Source organism: Asanoa siamensis, assembly GCF_016862555.1.
Classification (GTDB): Bacteria; Actinomycetota; Actinomycetes; order Mycobacteriales; family Micromonosporaceae; genus Asanoa; species Asanoa siamensis.
The window spans coordinates 29,560-47,442 of the sequence record NZ_BONE01000014.1 but is presented as its reverse complement, the minus strand read 5'-3'; the positions used below and the strand labels follow the sequence as shown (position 1 = coordinate 47,442).

The 17,883-nt window shown below is 73.2% G+C and carries 22 protein-coding genes; 11 read left to right on the top strand and 11 right to left on the bottom strand.

The window, feature by feature from the left end; translation table 11 throughout:
* The first annotated feature begins 19 nt into the window (after positions 1 to 19).
* Genes Asi02nite_RS11480 through Asi02nite_RS11470 form a run of 3 tightly spaced genes read left to right on the top strand, consistent with a single transcriptional unit; the run spans position 20 to position 4,040 of the window.
* Positions 20 to 2,269: a SpoIIE family protein phosphatase gene (locus Asi02nite_RS11480; protein WP_203712404.1), complete on the top strand. Its 2,250-nt coding sequence runs from the start codon at positions 20 to 22 to the stop codon at positions 2,267 to 2,269.
* Positions 2,266 to 3,402, top strand: a complete 1,137-nt coding sequence (macS, locus tag Asi02nite_RS11475; protein WP_239126643.1) for a MacS family sensor histidine kinase — start codon at positions 2,266 to 2,268, stop codon at positions 3,400 to 3,402. The genes Asi02nite_RS11480 and macS overlap by 4 nt, the downstream gene beginning before the upstream one ends.
* Entirely contained in the window at positions 3,399 to 4,040 is a 642-nt protein-coding gene (locus Asi02nite_RS11470) for a response regulator (RefSeq protein WP_203712403.1), read from the top strand. The genes macS and Asi02nite_RS11470 overlap by 4 nt, the downstream gene beginning before the upstream one ends.
* A 6-nt stretch (positions 4,041 to 4,046) precedes the next feature.
* On the opposite strand, the gene Asi02nite_RS11465 is transcribed toward Asi02nite_RS11470, so the two are convergent.
* Positions 4,047 to 4,646, bottom strand: coding sequence for a DUF5709 domain-containing protein (locus Asi02nite_RS11465; protein WP_203712402.1), 600 nt, complete (start codon positions 4,644 to 4,646; stop codon positions 4,047 to 4,049).
* A gap of 251 nt (positions 4,647 to 4,897) precedes the next feature.
* On the opposite strand from Asi02nite_RS11465, the gene Asi02nite_RS11460 reads away from it, so the two are divergent.
* A complete protein-coding gene (locus Asi02nite_RS11460) occupies positions 4,898 to 6,046 on the top strand; it encodes a SigB/SigF/SigG family RNA polymerase sigma factor (RefSeq protein ID WP_203712401.1) in 1,149 nt (382 codons plus the stop codon).
* A 5-nt stretch (positions 6,047 to 6,051) separates the two neighbouring features.
* On the opposite strand, the gene Asi02nite_RS11455 is transcribed toward Asi02nite_RS11460, so the two are convergent.
* The 8 genes from Asi02nite_RS11455 to aroA form a co-directional block, all read right to left on the bottom strand.
* On the bottom strand, positions 6,052 to 6,462 hold the full coding sequence (locus Asi02nite_RS11455) for a VOC family protein (RefSeq protein ID WP_203712400.1): 411 nt from the start codon (positions 6,460 to 6,462) through the stop codon (positions 6,052 to 6,054).
* A gap of 5 nt (positions 6,463 to 6,467) precedes the next feature.
* The gene (locus Asi02nite_RS11450; protein ID WP_203712398.1) at positions 6,468 to 6,911 is read right to left on the bottom strand and encodes a helix-turn-helix transcriptional regulator; all 444 of its coding nucleotides are present in this window, start codon (positions 6,909 to 6,911) and stop codon (positions 6,468 to 6,470) included.
* 42 nt (positions 6,912 to 6,953) lie between these two features.
* Positions 6,954 to 7,673, bottom strand: coding sequence for an ATP-binding protein (locus Asi02nite_RS11445; RefSeq protein WP_203712396.1), 720 nt, complete (start codon positions 7,671 to 7,673; stop codon positions 6,954 to 6,956).
* Positions 7,674 to 7,738: 65 nt separating this feature from the next.
* Positions 7,739 to 8,620, bottom strand: a complete 882-nt coding sequence (locus tag Asi02nite_RS11440) for an SDR family NAD(P)-dependent oxidoreductase (RefSeq protein WP_203712394.1) — start codon at positions 8,618 to 8,620, stop codon at positions 7,739 to 7,741.
* A gap of 122 nt (positions 8,621 to 8,742) precedes the next feature.
* Positions 8,743 to 9,705 carry a hypothetical protein gene (locus tag Asi02nite_RS11435; protein WP_239126658.1) on the bottom strand — a complete coding sequence of 321 codons (963 nt, stop codon included), beginning with the start codon at positions 9,703 to 9,705 and terminating at the stop codon, positions 8,743 to 8,745.
* Positions 9,706 to 9,866: 161 nt separating this feature from the next.
* Positions 9,867 to 10,661, bottom strand: coding sequence for a histidinol-phosphatase (gene hisN, locus Asi02nite_RS11430; protein WP_203712392.1), 795 nt, complete (start codon positions 10,659 to 10,661; stop codon positions 9,867 to 9,869).
* A gap of 14 nt (positions 10,662 to 10,675) precedes the next feature.
* The gene (gene rsgA / locus Asi02nite_RS11425) at positions 10,676 to 11,653 is read right to left on the bottom strand and encodes a ribosome small subunit-dependent GTPase A (RefSeq protein ID WP_373312233.1); all 978 of its coding nucleotides are present in this window, start codon (positions 11,651 to 11,653) and stop codon (positions 10,676 to 10,678) included.
* Positions 11,654 to 11,701: 48 nt separating this feature from the next.
* Positions 11,702 to 12,982 carry a 3-phosphoshikimate 1-carboxyvinyltransferase gene (gene aroA / locus Asi02nite_RS11420; RefSeq protein ID WP_239126642.1) on the bottom strand — a complete coding sequence of 427 codons (1,281 nt, stop codon included), beginning with the start codon at positions 12,980 to 12,982 and terminating at the stop codon, positions 11,702 to 11,704.
* 89 nt (positions 12,983 to 13,071) lie between these two features.
* On the opposite strand from aroA, the gene Asi02nite_RS11415 reads away from it, so the two are divergent.
* The 5 genes from Asi02nite_RS11415 to rsrA all read left to right on the top strand — a co-directional run bounded on the left by Asi02nite_RS11415 (position 13,072) and on the right by rsrA (position 16,345).
* Positions 13,072 to 13,785 (top strand): SOS response-associated peptidase, encoded by a 714-nt coding sequence (locus Asi02nite_RS11415; RefSeq protein ID WP_203712390.1) that lies wholly within the window; start codon positions 13,072 to 13,074, stop codon positions 13,783 to 13,785.
* A gap of 227 nt (positions 13,786 to 14,012) precedes the next feature.
* Positions 14,013 to 14,402 carry a WhiB family transcriptional regulator gene (locus Asi02nite_RS11410; RefSeq protein WP_203712389.1) on the top strand — a complete coding sequence of 130 codons (390 nt, stop codon included), beginning with the start codon at positions 14,013 to 14,015 and terminating at the stop codon, positions 14,400 to 14,402.
* Between the two features lie 30 nt (positions 14,403 to 14,432).
* Positions 14,433 to 15,047, top strand: a complete 615-nt coding sequence (locus Asi02nite_RS11405; protein WP_203712387.1) for an alpha/beta hydrolase family protein — start codon at positions 14,433 to 14,435, stop codon at positions 15,045 to 15,047.
* Between the two features lie 218 nt (positions 15,048 to 15,265).
* The gene (locus tag Asi02nite_RS11400) at positions 15,266 to 16,078 is read left to right on the top strand and encodes a sigma-70 family RNA polymerase sigma factor (protein WP_275410309.1); all 813 of its coding nucleotides are present in this window, start codon (positions 15,266 to 15,268) and stop codon (positions 16,076 to 16,078) included.
* 6 nt (positions 16,079 to 16,084) lie between these two features.
* Positions 16,085 to 16,345, top strand: a complete 261-nt coding sequence (gene rsrA / locus Asi02nite_RS11395) for a mycothiol system anti-sigma-R factor (protein WP_203712383.1) — start codon at positions 16,085 to 16,087, stop codon at positions 16,343 to 16,345.
* 41 nt (positions 16,346 to 16,386) lie between these two features.
* Here the strand turns inward: rsrA and Asi02nite_RS42720 are convergent, their stop codons facing one another.
* Positions 16,387 to 16,461 (bottom strand): 50S ribosomal protein bL37, encoded by a 75-nt coding sequence (locus Asi02nite_RS42720; protein ID WP_369814844.1) that lies wholly within the window; start codon positions 16,459 to 16,461, stop codon positions 16,387 to 16,389.
* A 144-nt stretch (positions 16,462 to 16,605) separates the two neighbouring features.
* Here Asi02nite_RS42720 and Asi02nite_RS11390 point away from each other — a divergent pair, with 144 nt between their 5' ends.
* Together Asi02nite_RS11390 and Asi02nite_RS11385 are read left to right on the top strand one after the other, a co-directional pair.
* Positions 16,606 to 16,821, top strand: a complete 216-nt coding sequence (locus Asi02nite_RS11390) for a biotin/lipoyl-binding carrier protein (RefSeq protein WP_203712381.1) — start codon at positions 16,606 to 16,608, stop codon at positions 16,819 to 16,821.
* Positions 16,818 to 17,318 (top strand): GNAT family N-acetyltransferase, encoded by a 501-nt coding sequence (locus Asi02nite_RS11385; protein WP_203712379.1) that lies wholly within the window; start codon positions 16,818 to 16,820, stop codon positions 17,316 to 17,318. Before Asi02nite_RS11390 ends, Asi02nite_RS11385 begins: the two co-directional genes overlap by 4 nt.
* On the opposite strand, the gene Asi02nite_RS11380 is transcribed toward Asi02nite_RS11385, so the two are convergent.
* Entirely contained in the window at positions 17,308 to 17,862 is a 555-nt protein-coding gene (locus Asi02nite_RS11380; RefSeq protein WP_203712377.1) for a TetR/AcrR family transcriptional regulator, read from the bottom strand. The two genes, Asi02nite_RS11385 and Asi02nite_RS11380, sit on opposite strands and share 11 nt — an antisense overlap.
* Positions 17,863 to 17,883: the final 21 nt, after the last annotated feature.

Sequence of the window (17,883 nt, the reverse complement as noted above, 5' to 3'; positions counted from 1 at the left end):
TCTGTGGGATCGTCGGATCGTGCCGGACAACCGGAAGGTCCCCGGAGCGGACGGCCCGCTGGCCGCCCTGATCGACGCCGCGGTGGCGGTGTTGGCGGAGCGACTGGAGTGTTCACCGGTAGAGGCGAGACAGCGGCTGCGCGGCTTGGCCGACCGCTCCGGCGTGTCGGAGCCGGAGGCCGCCGCGGCGATCCTCGACCGCTCGCCCGCCCCGGCGGCCCCGTTCGACGAGGTGCGCCGGATGGCCAGCGCCGCCGCCGCGGAGGCGGCCCGGATGGCCGCGCGGGCGGTCGCCGCGCCCGGCCGGGAGCCGCTGGCCGACCTGGCCGGCACGCTGCGCGACCGCCTGCGGCACGAGGTGGGCGCCGACGCGGTCGCCGTGTACGCGGTCGAGCCGGACGCTTCCCTGCAGCTCGTCGGCGCTGCCGGGGTGCCGCCGGCCGTGGTCGACGCGTGGAGCCGGGTGCCGGCCCACCCGCCGACCGAGGCCGGCTACGTCGCGCGTACCCGGGACCCGCTCTTCCTGCCCGACCGCACCGCGACGCCGCCGCACTACCTGCTGGTCGGCGGTCCCGGCGCGGAATGGCCGTCCCGGGCGGTGGTCCCGGTCGGCGCCGAGGCCGGCGCCGTCGTGGTGGCCTTCTTCGCGCAGCGGCAACCCTTCCCACCGGAGGTACGCGCGGCCGTCAGCCGGACCGTCGACGCCGTCAGCGACGAGGTGGTCGAGCGCCTGCGGTCCCACCCGCACCAGGCGGGCTGGATCACCGACGCGCAGTCGATGCTCGACGCCCTGCCCGGCGCGGTCGGTGTCTCCGTGCCGATCCGCGACGCCGCCGGCACCATCGTCGACTGGGTGCTGGTGGCGGCCAGCCCGGAGGCCAGCGACGTGACCGGCCTGCGCGGCCGGGAGCTCGTCGGCACGAGCACCGCGACCAGCTACCCGAGCATCGTCGGCGGCGAGGTGTGGCACTCGTTGGCCCAGGTGCTCGAGACGGGGCGGCCGAGGGAGATCGGCCCGTTCACCTACACGCCGCAGACACCGGGCGTCGAGACGGCGGTCTTCACCGTACGGATCTCCCGGTTCGGCGGCGGCGTCCTGCTCACCTGGACCCGGCACGACGAGGAGCGCCGGCTGGCCGCCCGGATCGCGCAGACGGAGCGGCTCGGCCGCCTCGGCTGGGGCGAGTGGGACCTGACCACCGGCGGCGTCTACTGGTCCGAGGGCCTGTACGCGATCTTCCGGCGCGACCCCGAGAGCGGCCCGCCGACCCTGGACGAGGCGGTCGCCCAGCTGCACCCCGAGGACGCCCCGCGGATCGCGCCGCGGCTGGCCCGGGTGTTCGAGGACGGGCAGTCGGCGGACCTCAACTACCGCATCCTGGCCGAGGGGCAGGAGCGCCACCTGCGGGCCCGGTTCGAAACCGTGCGCGACCGAACCGGCCGGGTGCTCAAGGTCTACGGCATCGTCCAGGACGTCACGGCGCGCGAGGCGGCCGCCCGCGACCGGGCCCGGCTGGTCGACATCGAGGCGGAGCTGGCCGAGCGGCTGCGCAGCCAGCAGACCGAGCACCGGCTGGTGACCGCGCTGCAGCAGATCATCCTGCCGATCCCGACCGGCGTGCTGCGCCTGCCCGGGCTCGACGTCGCGGTCCGCTACCTGCCGGCCGAGGTGGTCAGCCGGGTCGGCGGCGACTGGTACGACATCGTCGAGCTGCCCGACGGCCGCAGCCTGCTCGCGGTCGGCGACGTGGCCGGGCACGGCATCACCGCCGCCGCGACCATGGCCCGCCTGCGGCACTCGGTGGCGGCGCTGGCGGTCACCAGCACGGAGCCGGGCGAGCTGCTCGCCTACCTGAACCGGATAGTGCACGACGACGCCAGTGAACCCACAGCGACCGTCGTGGTGGCACACTTCGATCCGGAGACGCGGGAGCTCACCTGGGCGCAGGCCGGGCACCCGCCGCCGATCCTGGTCTCCGGGGGCACCGCGGCGGCGCTCACCCGGCCACCCGGGATGATCGTCGGGGCACGCCCCGACAGCACGTACGACACCGTCACGACGACGCTGGCCGAAGGGGACACGGTGCTGCTCTACACCGACGGCCTGATCGAGCGCCGGGGCGGCTACGACAGCGACTGGCTCGGCCCGCTGCTGCGCACCGTCGCGAGCACCGGCCAGCTCCCGGTCGACGCGCTCATCGAGCGCCTGCAGCCGGCCAACCCCGGCGACGACACCTGCGTCCTCGCGCTGCGGCCCCGGCCGTCGTGACGTCGGCGGCGCCGACCAGCGGCGGCCTGCAGGGGCCCCTGTGGCGCGCCATCGTGGTCTACCGGTTCGCCTCGCTGGCCTTCGCGCTGGCCCTGATCGTCAGCAACGTCAGCGACTACCGCCGCCCGCTGGCCGCGATCCCGGTCGTCGTCGTCCTGGTCGGCTGGACCGTCGCGGCGAGCTGGCTGTTCACCCGGCCGGAGCGGCGGCGCTGGGGGCTGCTCGCCACCGACCTCGCGGTCACCGCCGGGGTGCTGCTCTCCGCCGAGTGGGTGATCGGCCGGGACGCGCTCGGCAACGGCACGCCGGGGCTCGCCGTGGCCTGGCTGGCCGCGCCGGTGCTGGCCTGGGCGGTGGCCGGCGGGCGGCGGCTCGGGGTCGTGGCCGCCCTGCTGCTCGGCCTCGCCGACCTGGCGGTGCGGCCGAGGCTGAATCAGGCGTCGCTGACCGGCACCACCCTGATGCTGCTGGCCGCCGTCGGCGTCGGGCACGTGGCCCGGCTGGGCGCGATCGCGGAGGCCCGGTTGCAGCGGGCGACCGAGTTGGAGGCGGCCAACCGGGAGCGGGAGCGGCTGGCCCGGGACATCCACGACTCGGTGCTGCAGGTGCTCGCGCTGGTCCGGCGGCGCGGTGCGAGCCTCGACGGCGAGGCCGGCGAGCTGGCCCGGCTGGCGGGGGAGCAGGAGGCCGCGCTGCGCCGGCTGGTCGCGACCGGCCCGCCGCCGCCGGCCACCTCCGGCGTGGTCGATCTCGGCGCGCTCGTCAGCGCGTACGCCAGCGACGTCGTCTCGGTCGCCGCGCCCGCGACGGCGGTGCCGCTGCCCACGGAGGTGGCGGCCCAGCTCGCCGCGGCCGTCGGCGCCGCGCTCGACAACGCCGCCCGGCACGCGGGTGCCGACGCCCGGGTCTTCGTGCTGGTCGAGGACGAGCCCGCCGCGGTGACCGTCACGGTCCGCGACGACGGCGCCGGCATCCCGCCGGGCCGGCTGGCGGCGGCCGAGCGGGAGGGCCGGCTGGGTGTCGCGCAGTCGATCCGCGGCCGGGTCACCGACCTCGGCGGGACCGTCCGCATCCACTCGGCACCGGGCCAGGGCACCGAGATCGAGCTGGTGGTTCCTAAGCTCGTGGCATGACTGACCCGATCCGGGTGATGGTGGTCGACGACCATCCGATGTGGCGTACGGGTGTCGCGCGCGATCTGGCCGAAGCCGGCTACGAGGTCGTGGCGACCACGGGGGAGGGCCGGCAGGCGGTGCGGATCGCCGGCGCGACCCGACCCGACGTGGTCGTGCTCGACCTGCAGCTGCCCGACGTGTCCGGCGTCGAGGTGATCCACGGGCTGCGGGCCGCGCTGCCGGAGGTCAAGGTGCTGATGCTGTCGGCCAGCGGCGAGCAGCAGAGCGTGCTCGACGCGGTCAAGGCGGGCGCGACCGGCTACCTGGTCAAGTCGGCGGCGCCGGACGAGTTCCTGGCGGCGGTCGGCCGGGCCGCGGCGGGCGAGGCGGTGTTCACGCCCGGGCTGGCCGGCCTGGTGCTGGGCGAGTACCGGCGGCTCGCCGCCGCGCCCGCGCCGGCCGCGCCGGAGCTGACCGAGCGGGAGACCGAGGTGCTGCGGTTGGTCGCGAAAGGACTGTCGTACAAGCAGATCGCCGAGCGGCTGGGCGTCTCGCACCGCACCGTGCAGAACCACGTGCAGAACACGCTGGGCAAGCTCCAGCTGCACAACCGGGTCGAGCTGACCCGGTACGCGATCGAGCAGGGTCTGGACTAGGAGCGGTTACTCGTACGGCGGCTCTTCCGTCTCGTGCATGGCCAGCTCCTCGGCCGTGGCGCCGCCGCCGGCCGCGCCCGCGTCGTCCGCGATCGAGTCGCCCTCGTCGTCGATGAGCGCGCCCTCGGGCTCGTCCTCGCCGGCGAACTGGGCCGGGTCGACCAGACGCCCTATGGGCCGCCCACCGCCGTCGAGCTCGAGCCCGTCGGTGTCGTAGAGCGACACCTCGGAGTCGGGGTCACCGGTGGGCCCGTCGTCGAGCACGTCGGCGTCGAGCTGCGCCTGGGCGTTCTCGGTGCCGATGTCCTCCTCGTCGAGGATCCGCTGGTCGGCCGGGGTCGCCAGGGGGTCGTCGACCGGTTCGGGAGTGTTCTCCCGCGCCAGCTTGTAGTCGAGTGACTCGCCCTGCTCGGCCTCCTCGGCGGTGGTGCCGAAGCGGTCGACGCCCAGGGGCGAGTCGACCGGCAGCGCGGCCGGGTCCGGTCCCTGGATCTCGCGTTCCGAGTCGACGTCGTCGTACGCGGTGGAGTCGTCGTCGGCGGTGCCCGGCAGGCCTTCGCTCTCCGGATCCGACCAGGGCTCTGGGTACTCGTCTTCGCGGGCCATACCGGCCTTTCTACCCCTGACGGGCCGGGTGCAACCGGCGGTCCGGTGATGTGATCGATGCCTCCAAGCAACTAATGCGTTCGCTTTTCATTGCTCGGTTCGCGCGGCCCGACGTATGGTCACGAAGAGGGGACGGCTACCCCGTCCCCGGGTGCTCAACACGCGGGCATCAGAGCGCACATTCCGCACACCGGTGCCATCTCTCCCCGCCCGACCAGGGTGGCGGTGAGGGCGATTGAGGAGTTCGCGCGATGACCCTTCACAGCGGCCTGCCCGCTTCCGGCGAGTTGGATCTGCCGGCCCTCGACGCCGTCGCCATGTCATATGCCCACCGTTGCGGAGATGATGCGCGCGAGGCGGCGCGGGAACGCCTGGTCCGGTCCGCCATGCCCTTCGCCGGGCGGCTGGCGCGGCGCTACCGCGGCCGCGGCGAGCCGATGGACGACCTGGAACAGGTCGCCCGGCTGGGGCTTCTGAAGGCTGTCGACCGTTTTGACCCCGAACGTGGGGCTTTCACCGGCTTCGCCGCAGCGACCATCATCGGTGAGCTGCGCCGGCACTTCCGGGACCGCACCTGGGGTGTCCACGTGCCGCGCCGGATGCAGGAGCTCAGCATCGAGGTCAACCGGGCGTCCACGGAGCTGACGGCCAAGCTGCGCCGCGCGCCCACCGTGGCCGAGCTGGCCGAGCGCCTCCGGGTCGACGAGGAGGACGTGCTGTCGGCCCTGGAGACCGCGGCCGCCTACACGCCGCTCTCCCTCAACATGCCGGCCCGCGCCGAGAGCGAGGCCGAGCTGGGTGACCTGATCGGCGGCTCCGACGTGGGCCTGGAGGCGGTCGACGACCGCCTGACGGTGGCCAGCCTGATGTGCCGGCTCCCCGAGCGCGAGCGGCGCATCCTGGCGCTGCGGTTCTACGGCAACAAGACGCAGACCGAGATCGCCACCGAGCTGGGCATCTCGCAGATGCACGTGTCCCGGCTGCTCTCCCGGGCGCTGGCCTGGCTGCGCGAAGCGATGCTCAGCGACGCGCCGCGGCAGTGGCAGGCGGGCAACGGGCCCGGCGAACAGCACGAGATCAGCGTCCGCCGGCGCGACAAGGGCGGCCTGGTCCGCCTCGACGTGTCCGGCGAGGTCGACCGGGACACCGCGGACCCGCTGCGGGCCGCGCTTCTCGAGGCGGTCGAGGTGGCCGGGTCCCGGCCGGCGCCGCGCGAGGTCGCGGTGAGCCTGGCGGGTGTGCCCATCATCGACGCGGCCGGGGTGTCGGCCCTGCTCGCCGGCCTGGAGGCCGCGCGGGCCGCCGGGGTCCGGCTGCGCATCGGCGACATGCAGGTCTTCGTGCGCCGCACGCTGCGCGTCGCCGGCCTCGCCCCGGTGCTGGCCGCGCCGCACGCCTGAAAGCCTCAGGACGAGAGCTGGTTGATCCTGACCATGTTGCCGGCGGGGTCGCGGAAGGCGCAGTCCCGCACCCCGTACGGCTGGTCCATCGGCTCCTGGACGACCTCGGCGCCGCTCGCCTGGATGCGCTCGAACGTGGCGGTCAGGTCCGACGAGCCGAGCACGATCGAGGCGTAGCTGCCCTTGGCCATCAGCTCGGCGATGGTCCGCCGCTCGTCGTCGGTGATGCCCGGGTCGGCGCCCGGCGGGTGCAGCACGATCGAGGTCTGCTCACCGGGCGGCGCGACGGTGATCCACCGCATGTCGCCGTAGCCGACGTCGTTGCGCACCTCGAAACCCAGCGCGTCCCGGTAGAACTCGAGCGACTTCTCCGGGTCGTCGGCCGGCAGGAACGTGTGGAAAATCAGCATGCTCATGCGGGTCAGGTTAGGTCGCGGACGACGGCGACCGCTTCTCGATTCCTGATCGGTCGCATGACCTGCTTGGCGACGCAGCCCGGGATGCCGGCCCCGTCGGCGGCGGCCCGGCGCCGGTATTCGCTCGGCGACATGCCGACGAGCTCGGAGAACCGGGTGCTGAAGGTGCCCAACGACGCGCAGCCGACCGCGAAGCAGACCTCGGTGACCGACAGGTCGCCCCGGCGCAGCAGCAGCATGGCCCGCTCGATGCGCCGGGTCATCAGGTAGCTGTAGGGCGACTCGCCGAAGGCGGCGCGGAACTCACGGCTCAGGTGCCCCGCCGAGAGGTGCACGCCGCGGGCCAGCGCCTCCACGTCGAGCGGCTCGGCGTAGTCGCGGTCGATCCGGTCGCGGACACGGCGCAGCAGGATCAGCTCGCGCAGCCGCGCGTCAGTCTTGCCGGTCACAGCTCTCAGCCTGCCTGGTGAGCGGCGTTTTGCCCAGCGAGTTCACTCGTCGTCGTCCCCGGCGACGACCGACCAGACGACCTTGCCGTCGGGCAGGTCGGTGGTGCCCCAGCGCAGTGCCACCGACTGGATGAGCAGCAGGCCCCGGCCGCCGTACGAGCTCGTCGGCACCGGCCCCTGGTAGACGGGCAGCGCGGTGGCCCAGTCGCGCACCGACAGGTGCAGCGTGTCGCCGTCGGCGCCCCGCCCGACCAGCAGCGTCATCGCCGTCTGGGCGTGCGCGACCACGTTGTTGACGAGCTCGGTGACCACGATGCAGGCGGGACCGGCCACGGCGGGCAGCTCCCAGCGGGCGCACGCCTCGGTGACCAGCTCGCGGGCCCGGCGGGCGGCACCGGTCATCGGCTCGAGGTCGGCGCGCAGCAGGTCGTCGGGCGAGTATCCGGCGGCCGTGCCGACCCCGTCGGCGATCCGGAACCCGACGCCCTGCCAGCTTCCGGCGAACGGGGCGGGCACGCTGATCACCGGGTGGCCGGCGGGCCAGTCCGCGGTCTCGCGGGCGACCTCGCCGAAGGTCGACAGCACGGCCGGGTCGTCGATCCGGTGGCCGGAAACCTCGATCACGGTCGGCGTGCGGTCGGCGACGACGGACAGCAGGGCACCCCGCAGCGCCTCGGCCGACCGGCGGTCGAGCACGCCCTGGAGCTGGACGACCGCGTACGGATCGTCGGCGGCTACCAGAAAATGCACGTCGGTCGGCATGATCGCTCCATTGTGCAGGTCGGGGAGGGACGCGCGCGCCCTACCACGCGTGTGACGTGTCGTCGTCACCATCGCCGCCCCCTCGCGTGTCGCCGGGTGACGGCCGCGATGGTGCCCGCGGCGGTGCCGGCGGCGAGTCCCAGCATCGCGGACGCGCGCAACGCCGCGGCGCGTCGCTCGAACCCGGTCACGACGGGTACGGGTCGCCAGGTCATCCACGGCAGCCCGGCCAGACCTCCGGCGTACGCCTCCCGGCGTGGCCTCGTGAGCAGCCGCACGATGGTGTGGGCCGCCACCTCCGGCGGCTGGACCGGGGGTGGCGGGGCGATGCGCAGGCCCGCCGCGTACCGGCGGACCGGTGCGGTCGTGCCGGCCGGCAGAACCGTGCAGATGGCGATCCGGCGCTCGCCGGTGACCCGGAGTTCCTGGCGGACGGTGTCGGCGAGCCCGCGGACGCCCTGTTTCGCCGCGTTGTAGATCGACTGGTACGGCAGGGCGATGGTGGACAGCGCCGACGCGTTGTTGACCAGCACGCCGCCGCCGGCCGCGCGCAGGTGGGGCAGGGCGGCCCGCATCCCGTACGCGACGCCGAGCAGGTTGACCTCGACGACCTGGCGTAGCTGGTCGACCGGTATCTCCTCGAAGAGCCCGACCGCGCCGGTGGTGGCGTTGTTGACCCAGCCGTCGATCCGGCCGAACAGCGCCGCGGCGGTCTCCCCGAGCCGCATGACGGCGTCCGGATCGGTGACGTCGGTGGGCAGCACGGCCGCCCGGCCACCGAATGCCCGGCAGCGTTCGGCGACCGCGTCCAGGGCCGGTTCGCCGCGCGCGGCCAGCACCACCGTGCCGCCGCCGCGCGCCACCTCGAGGGCCGTCGCCGCACCGGTGCCGTTGGAGGCTCCGGTGATCACGACGACCGCTTGGGCGAGCGTTCGGGTGAGCGCCATGGGGGTCCGATACCCCGTACCAGGGGGGCTCATGCGGACGGGTTTGCCGCGACCCCGCCCCGCTCGGGCGGCGAACCGACGCGTCGCGCCGATCAGGCGGTTTGCGCCCGGTGTGGCGACGGCTAGCGCCGGGCCGGACCGGAACCCGGCGGGGGACCGGCGGGCATCGGGCGGGCGACGACCGTACGGGCGGCGTCGGTCGCGATGTGCCGGGCGGCCAGGGCGCGGGCCTTGAGCGCCCGTGGGCCGGCGGTCAGGGCGCGCGGCTTCGCCTCGGCGGTCCGGTGGTGGTGCTGGGGTTCCGCGTACCGGGTCAGGCCGATCACCGCGGCCAGGGTGACGAAGAAGCCGAGCGCGGCCACCCACTCGCGGCCGGGGTGGATCTTGTCGCCGAGGAAGAGCAGGCCGATCGCGGCCGCCGGCACCGCGGCGGCGGCGTCCATCGACGCGACGGCGGCGGTCGTCGAGCCGCGCTGCATCGCGAGGCCGATCAGCAGTTGGCCGAGCAGCGAGGCGCCGATCAGCACGTAGAGCAGCGGGCTCGAGACGAACTCGGAGATGGAGTGGCTGGAGGCCAGCGGGCGGCCGGCGACCGCGGCGGCGGAGAACGCCATGCCCGCGAGGCTGCCGAGGGCCACCGAGCCCGGCGCGCCGTGCAGCCGGGCCGCGAAGATGCCGCCGACGGCGATCGCGGCGAGCCAGGCCAGCAGCGCACCGAGGCCGCCGGAGCCGATGCCGTGCGCCGTCGCCGGCTGGGCGGAGATGACGAGTGCGAAGAGGCCACCGAAGAGCAGCGCCAGCAGGCCGACCTCGGCCTTGGGGAGCTTCCAGCGCAGGATCAGCACGCCGCACAGCGCGGTCACCCCGAGGCCGGCCGACGCCGCCGACTGCACGAGGAAGAGCGGCAGGTCCCGGCGCGCGACGAAGGCGAGCAGGAAGCCGACGATCTGGAAGGCCACGCCGTACAGGTAGATCCGTTGGCTGGCCAGCCGGACCAGCAGTTTCGGGTTGCACGACGTGTGCAGCTTGGTGCGTGATGCCGCGACCGACTGGAGGAGGTTGGCGATCCCGTACGCGATGACCATCGCCGCGAGAAATGACCAACTGGTGGACAGCACCCGCGCACAGTAACGGAGGTTCCTGGCATCCCGCTTGGCGACCGGCCGAACTCGGCAACCCGTGATCACACCGGGTATTTCGATCAAAACATCCGGTCAGAGATGATCTCCCGGAACCCGACAAGCGGTCAGCTCAGGCGGGTTAACACCTCTTCATGAATTTTTCCGTTGGTGGCTACCGCGCTGCCACCCGCCGGTCCCGGTTGACCGGACAGATCGGTGAAAACACCACCCGCCTCGGTGACGATCGGAATCAGCGCGGCCACGTCCCAGAGCGACAGCTCCGGCTCGACCATGATGTCGACGGCACCCTCGGCGACCAGCATGTATCCGTAGAAGTCGCCATATGCCCGGCTCCGCCAGCTCTGCCGGATCAGGTCGAGGACCGGCTCCAGCCGCTCCGTCTCCTCCCAGCCGTGCAGGCTCGAGTAGCAGAAGCTCGCGTCACCGATCCGGCGTACACCCGAGACCCGGATGGGTGTCGCGGCGGCGGTGTGCCGGCCGGCGAACGCGCCGTGCCCGAGCGCGGCCCACCAGCGCCGGCCGAGCGCGGGGGCGGAGACCAGGCCGACCACCGGCTGGTCGCCCTCCATCAGCGCGATCAGCGTCGCCCAGATGGGTACGCCGCGGATGTAGTTCTTGGTGCCGTCGATCGGGTCGATCACCCACTGCCGGTGGCCCGGGCCGGCGGCCGCCGCGGAGACGCCGTACTCCTCGCCCAGCACGCTGTCCCGTGGCCGGGTGCGGCCGAGGGTGGCCCGCAGCGCCCGCTCGACCGCCTGGTCGGCGTCGGAGACGGGGGTCAGGTCGGGCTTGGACTCGACCCGGAGGTCGAGGGCCCGGAACCGGTCCATGGAGATCTTGTCGGCGGTGTCGGCGAGAACATGGGCGAGCGAGAGATCGTCCGCGTACCGGGGGGCCATGGCCGCAAACGCTACTAGTTTTCGGTGTCGGCTCCGGCGCGGGAGGCGAGGAGGCGCCGGTACGAGGCCAGCCGGCGGGGGTCGGCGTTGCCGGCGGCGACCCAGGCGTCCAGCGCGCACTCGGCCTCGGTCGGGGTGTGCTCGCAGTTGGGCGGGCAGTCGACCGTGCCCTCGACCAGGTCCGGGAAGCCGTGGAGCAGGCTCTCCGCCGAGACATGGGCCAGCCCGAAGCTGCGTACGCCGGGCGTGTCGATGATCCAACCGGGCACGCCGGGCAGCCGCAGCGCCACCGCGCTCGTGGAGGTGTGCCGGCCGCGGCCGATCGCGCTGACCACCCCCACCGCCCGGTCGGCGTCCGGCACGAGCCGGTTGACGAGGGTCGACTTGCCCACCCCGGAGTGACCCACGAGCACGCTCACCCGGTCGGCCAGCCGCTCGCGCACGGCGGTCAGGTCGGAGTCGGGCCGCACCAGCACGTGCGGCAGGTCGAGCTCGGCGTAGTAGCCGAGCACCTCGTCGGGCCCCGCCAGGTCGGCCTTCGTCAGGCAGAGCAGCGGGTCGATGTCGGCGTCGTACGCGGCGACGAGGCAGCGGTCGATGAAACCCGTCCGCGGCGGCGGATCGCTCAGCGAGCTGACGATGACGAGCTGGTCGGCGTTGGCCACGACGACCCGCTCGAGCCGGCCCTCGGGCGTGGTGTCGTCGTCGTCGGCGGTGCGGCGCAGGACCGAGGTGCGCTCGGCGATCCGGACGATCCGGGCCAGCGCGCCGGCCGCGCCGGACGTGTCACCGACCAGCGAGACCCGGTCGCCCACCACGACGGACTTGCGGCCCAGCTCGCGGGCGCGCATCGCGGTCACGGGCGCGTCGTCGCCCACCTCGACCGTGTAGCGCCCCCGGTCGACCGCGAACACGAACCCGTCGACCGCGTCGTCGTGCTTGGGTCGGGTCCGCGTGCGCGGACGGGAGGAACGGCCGGGCCGCACCCGCACGTCGTCCTCGTCGTACTCCCGCTTCCTGCCCGGCAGTGCCTTCTCCCCCTACTTGCCCGTCACCATCGCCGACCATAGTGCCGGGAAGTCGGGCATCGTCTTCGAGGTACACGCCACGTCGTCGAGCGCGACTCCGGGCACCGCCAGGCCGACCACCGCGCCGGCGTGCGCCATCCGGTGGTCGTCGTAGGTGTGGAAGACGCCGCCGCGCAGCGGCCGAGGAGTGATCTCCAGGCTGTCGGGGGTCTCCGTGACCGAGGCGCCGAGCGCGGTCAGCTCGTGGGCCAGCGCGGCGAGCCGGTCGGTCTCGTGGCCGCGGATGTGCCCGACACCGCGCAGCCGCGACGGCGAGTCGGCCAGCGTCGCGAGCGCCGCCAGCACCGGGGTCATCTCGCCGACGTCGGAGAGGTCGGCGTCGAGGCCGTGCACGGCGCCCGTGCCCCGCACGGTCAGCCCGTCGGTGCCGAGCGTGATCTCGCCGCCGATCTGGTCGAGCAGCGCGCGGAGCCGGTCGACCGGCTGGGCGCTGCTGCGCGGCCAGCCGAGCAGCGTGACCGCGCCGCCGGTGACCAGCGCCGCCGCGAAGAACGGCATGGCGCCGGAGAGGTCGGGCTCGATCGTCCAGCCCCGCCCGGTCAGCTTGCCCGGCTCGACGACCCAGACGTCGGGCGCCGACTCGTCGATGCCGGCGCCGGCCGCGCGCAGCATCTGCACGGTCATCCGGATGTGGGGCGCGGACGGCACCGGCGGGCCGACGTGCCGCACGACGACACCGCGGTCGAAGTCGGGCGCGGCCAGCAGCAGACCCGAGACGAGCTGGCTGGAGGCGGACGCGTCGAGCACCACCTCGCCGCCGGTGACCCGGCCCGTGCCGCGGACCGTCATCGGCAGGCTGCCGGTCGGCGGGGTGTCGATGCTGACCCCGAGCGTGCGCAACGCGTCGACCAGCGGGCGCAGCGGGCGCTGCCGCACGGACGGGTCGCCGTCGAAGGTGACGTTGCCCTGCGCCAGCCCGGCGATCGCCGGCATGAACCGCATGACGGTGCCGGCCTGGCCGACGTCGACGTGCGCGGGGCCCTGCAGCGTGCCGGGGCGGACCACCCAGCGGTCGTCGTCGACCGTGGAGACGCTGACGCCCATGGCGCGCAGGCCGCCGGCCATCATCTCGGTGTCGCGGGAGCGCAGCGGGCGGGAGAGCGTGGAGGGACCGACCCCGATCGCGCTGAGCACCAGCGCCCGGGCGGTCATCGACTTGGAGCCGGGCAGCTGGACGGTCGCGTCGACCGGCTCGGCGGCCGTCGGCGCGTTCCATGGCACGTGTGGAGGCACGTGCTCCAGTCTGACCTGCCGCCCGCGCGGTCCGCGATCGACATTTCCCGCTCCCGCGTACCGGGACGACGGTGCGCTAGCGTGGCGGCATGTGCGGGCGGTACGCGACGACCAGGGACGCGCCCGACCTCAGCGCGCTCTTCGAGGCGTTCGACGACACCCGCGACGGCCTCGTGGCCGACTACAACGTCGCGCCGACCGACCCGGTGCCGGTGGTCCGGATGTCCGCGTCGCTGGGCGGCCGTGCGCTCTCGGTGGCCCGCTGGGGGCTCGTGCCGAGTTGGGCCGGTGACACCAAGGGCGCGGCTCGCATGATCAACGCCCGGGCCGAGACGGTCGCCACCACCCCGGCGTACGCGCGGTCCTTCGCCGGCAAGCGCTGCCTGGTGCCGGCCGACGGCTGGTACGAGTGGGTCCGCAAGCCGGGCGGCGGCAAGCAGGCCTATTTCATGACGGCCGCGGAGCCCATCGTCTTCGGTGGCCTGTGGGCCGCCTGGGGCGACCAGAAGCTGATCACCTGCAGCATCGTGACGATGCCGGCGCTCGGCGACCTCGCATTGGTGCACAACCGGATGCCGCTGGTGCTGGCGCCCGACCGCTGGGCGGCCTGGCTCGCCGGGGGCGGCGCGCCCGCGGACCTGCTGGCCCCGCCGTCCGACGCGACCCTGGCCGGCATCGAGATCCGCGCTGTCGGTCCGGCGGTCGGCGACGTGCGCAACGACGGCCCCGATCTGGTGACCGCGGTGGCCGCGCCGGCGTTGGCGGCACCGCACGAAGAGCCGGTCGAGCTGACCCTCTTTTGATCATTGATTTACGCCGGTTGATTTTTCCCTTTCGGGAAACCTTGTAGCGGTTTCGCGGACCGGACTTTCCGCATGTTCCAACTAAACCCTTGTCTCGCGCGTCACTAGTGCGATAGAACACAGCGCCGGCAATGGGTGCGTTCTCGCGCTGGGCGAAACACCCATTGATCCCAGATCTTCCGCCGCACCAACGCGGTAGCCGGCCCCACGGGGGAGGTGGGTTGTAGATGACACGGGCGCGAATGCCACGCCCGCACGAGGTCGCATCCGCACGTCGGGATCCACGACTGCTCCGCGCCTCGGCCGAACGACAGCTCGACGAAGCCTGGCGCACCAGGGGTGTGTGTCAGTCCGTCGATCCGGAGACGTTCTTCCCGGCCCCGAGCGAGCCGGCCGACACCGCTCTCGCGCTGTGCCGCACCTGCGACGTGCAGGGTGCGTGTCTGGCGTGGGCGCTCGAGGTCGGCGACTGCCACGGCGTCTGGGGCGGCACCACGCCGCGCGAGCGGCGGGCGATGCTGGTGGCCTGGCGCGGCCAGCTCACCCGGGGCAGCGAGACCATCGACTCGGGGCCGCCGATGCGCGACCTTTCGCTCGAACTGGTGCCGGTCAGCTGACGGGCGGCCCCTGGCCAGCACAATGGGGCCATGGGCGTCATACAGATCGCGACACCGCACGGCCCGGCCGTCGCCGAGATCGACGAGGTCGACGGCCGGCCGGCGGCGTTGTTCGTGCTCGGGCACGGCGCCGGTGGGGGCGTCGAGGCGCCCGACCTGATGGCGGTTCGCCGTGCCTGCGTCGCGGCCGGCGTCTCCGTGGTGCGGGTGACCCAGCCCTACCGGGTCGCCGGCCGGCGCGCGCCCGCGCCCGCCAACCAGCTCGACGCCGCCTGGACGGCGGTCGTCCACGAGATCGTCAAGGGCTTCCCCGAGCCGCCACCGCTGGTGGTGGGCGGGCGGTCCAGCGGAGCCCGGGTCGCCTGCCGCACGTCGGTCGCGCTCGGCGCGGCCGGCATCGTCTGCCTGGCCTTCCCGTTGCACCCGCCGGGGCGCCCGGAGCGGTCGCGGGCGCAGGAGCTGCTCACCGGCGTGCCCACGCTGGTCGTCAACGGCGACCGTGACCCGTTCGGGGTGCCGGATCCCTCTCCCGGGGTCGAGGTCGTGGTCCGCCCGGGCCAGCGGCACGACCTGCGCGGCGACCCGCGTGGCCTGGGGCAGCTGGTGGTGGAGTGGCTGCGGGGCAAGGGGTGGGCGCGTCCGTAACTGTCCGGACCATGACTCGTTGCACCTGATGAGCCAGGCTTGCCCTGGGGACTCCCTCCACGAGTCCGCGGACCCCCCGGTCCGCATCAACCTCCCAGGCCCACCTCGCCTCGGGGACCACAATCCCCGAGGCGAGTGGGTTGACCTGCGGGAATTCCCCACGAGCCCACGCTGTTACAGCCGTCGTACCTGTAAAGACGGCAAGGGGGCTCTTCCCAGTGCATGCAGCTACGCGAGGCGGCCGGGACACCGGCCGGGTCCGCGCACTTCTCACCGCGCCCGAATGGCCGGCGAGCGACGTTACTCACGGCCTGATCCGGGGCAACCCATCCACAACTGAGTCGGCGACCGGTACGCGCCGCGTATCCTCGTCGGGACAGTTGAGGGGGGACGTGCGGTTGACGCAGCCGGAGAAGACCCGAACCGAGGAGCCGACCGACGAGCGTCGCGCGCGGTTCGAGCGGGACGCGCTGCCCTTCGTCGACCAGCTCTACGCCGCGGCCCTGCGGATGACCCGCAACCCGGCCGACGCCGAGGACCTGGTCCAGGAGACGTTCCTCAAGGCCTACGCCGCCTTCCACCAGTTCGAGGAGGGCACCAACCTCAAGGCGTGGCTCTACCGGATCCTCACCAACACCTACATCAACTCCTACCGCCGCCGGCAGCGCCAGCCCGTCCAGGCACCGACGGAGGAGATCACCGACTGGCAGCTCGCCAACGCCGAGTCGCACACGTCCAGCGGGCTGCGCTCCGCCGAGACCGAGGCGCTCGACCGGCTGCCGGACAGCGACGTGAAGAACGCGCTGCAGCAGCTCCCGGAGGAGTTCCGGCTGGCCGTCTACCTCGCCGACGTCGAGGGCTTCTCCTACAAGGAGATCGCCGACATCATGAACACGCCGATCGGCACGGTCATGTCGCGACTTCACCGCGGTCGCCGCAACCTGCGCAACCTTCTGGAGCGCTACGCTGCGGATCGAGGCTTCACCCGCACCCCGACGGGTGACGCCGCCGCTGCCCGCCAGGAGGTGTGAGGAACCGTGAGTTGCGGTAACCCCCACGAGACCGACTGCAGCGAAGTGCTCGAAGAGGTCTACCTCTACCTCGACCTCGAGTGCGCCGACGAGCGCCGCGGCCTGATCCGCGACCACCTCGACGAGTGTTCGCCGTGCCTGCGCGAATACGGCATCGAGCAGGAGGTCAAGGCGCTGGTGGCACGCTGCTGCGGCAACGAGACCGCACCGGCCGAGCTGCTCGCCCGGCTGCGCGGCAAGCTCACCGAGCTCCGTACCGAAGCGTGAAAAGCCCGTCGCCGGCCCGCTGGGGCCGGCGACGTTGGCATTCAGGAGTTGGGGCGCTTGCCGTGGTTGGCGGCGCTCTTCTTACGTGCCTTCTTCTTACGGCTCTTCTTCGCCATTCGTCGACCTCCGTTCCGACCCGTTCTGACCGGTAACCCGACGATCGTAGACGGCCCGCCAGGCGGACACCCACGGCCGCCGCATGGTTGGATGCTGACGCGGCCCGACGGTGTGCCGCCACGACCTGTGGGGAGGAGCCCGCGATGGCTGACGAGATCCGCGCCGAGATGGTGGCGAACGTGTGGAAGGTCGTGGCGTCGGCGGGCGACACCGTCGACGAGGGCGACACGCTGGTCATCCTCGAGTCGATGAAGATGGAGATCCCGGTGCTCGCCGAGGGCGCCGGCACCCTCAAGCAGATCGCCGTCAACGAGGGCGACGTCGTCCAGGAGGGCGACCTGATCGCCGTCATCGAATGACGCTCCAGATCCGGCTCGCGACCCCGGCCGACTTCCCGGCGATCGCGCGGCTGACCGTCGACGCCTACCGTGCGGACGGTCAGCTCGCCGGTGACCACGGCTACGACAAGAAGCTGGCCGACGTGCAGACCCGCGCCGAGGCCGGCGTGCTGCTGGTGGCCGCCGACGAGGTGACGGGCCAGGTGCTCGGCTCGGTCACCTTCGTGCTGCCCGGCACCGCGTACGCGGAGGTGTCCGGCGACGGCGAGGCCGAGTTCCGGATGCTCGCCGTCGACCCGGCGGCGCAGGGCCGGGGCGCGGGCGAGGCGCTCGCGCGGGCCTGCGTCGAGCGGGCCACCGCGTTGGGCTGCCACGCCGTCGTCATCTGTGTCCGGAGCTTCTCCGCGCCGGCCAAGCGCCTCTACGCGCGGCTCGGCTTCACCCGCGTCCCGGAGCGGGACTGGTCACCGTTCCCGGGAGTCGACCTCGAGGCGCTGCGCCTGAAGCTCACGGGCTGACCCGCGGCCGCCACAGGTCCTCGGCCACCTCGAGGGCGACCCGCTTGCGCTCCTCGAGCGGGATGTCGCGCTTGATCGCGAACCAGCTCCCGTGCACGGCGAACAGGGCGAGCGCGGTGCGGAGCTGCTCGGCCGGGTCGTCGGCGTCGTCGGCCATCAGCGACGCCACCCGCATCATCCGATCGCGCATCCCGATGCCGGCAGACATGGTCTTGACGACGGTCTGGTTCTGCTCGAAGAACCGCATCACAGACGGGTGATTGCTGGCGAAGAACTCGTCGGCGTAGCGGGACAGCAACTCCTGCCGGCGCGTCAACCCGGGCGGCTGCGCCTGCGCCCACTCGATGATCTCGTCGAGCCGCTGGAGCCGATCCTCGGCGAAGCTCGAGACGATCTCGTCCTTGCTCTTGAAGTGGTAGTACAGGGCCGCCTTCGTCACCCCGAGCCGCTCGGCGATCTCGCGGAGCGACGTCTTCTCGTACCCGTTCTCCGTGAAGAGCTCGAGCGCGACGGCCTGGATCCGCCCCCGCGTGCTCTCGGTCACTCTGTCCCCCAAATCGACTTG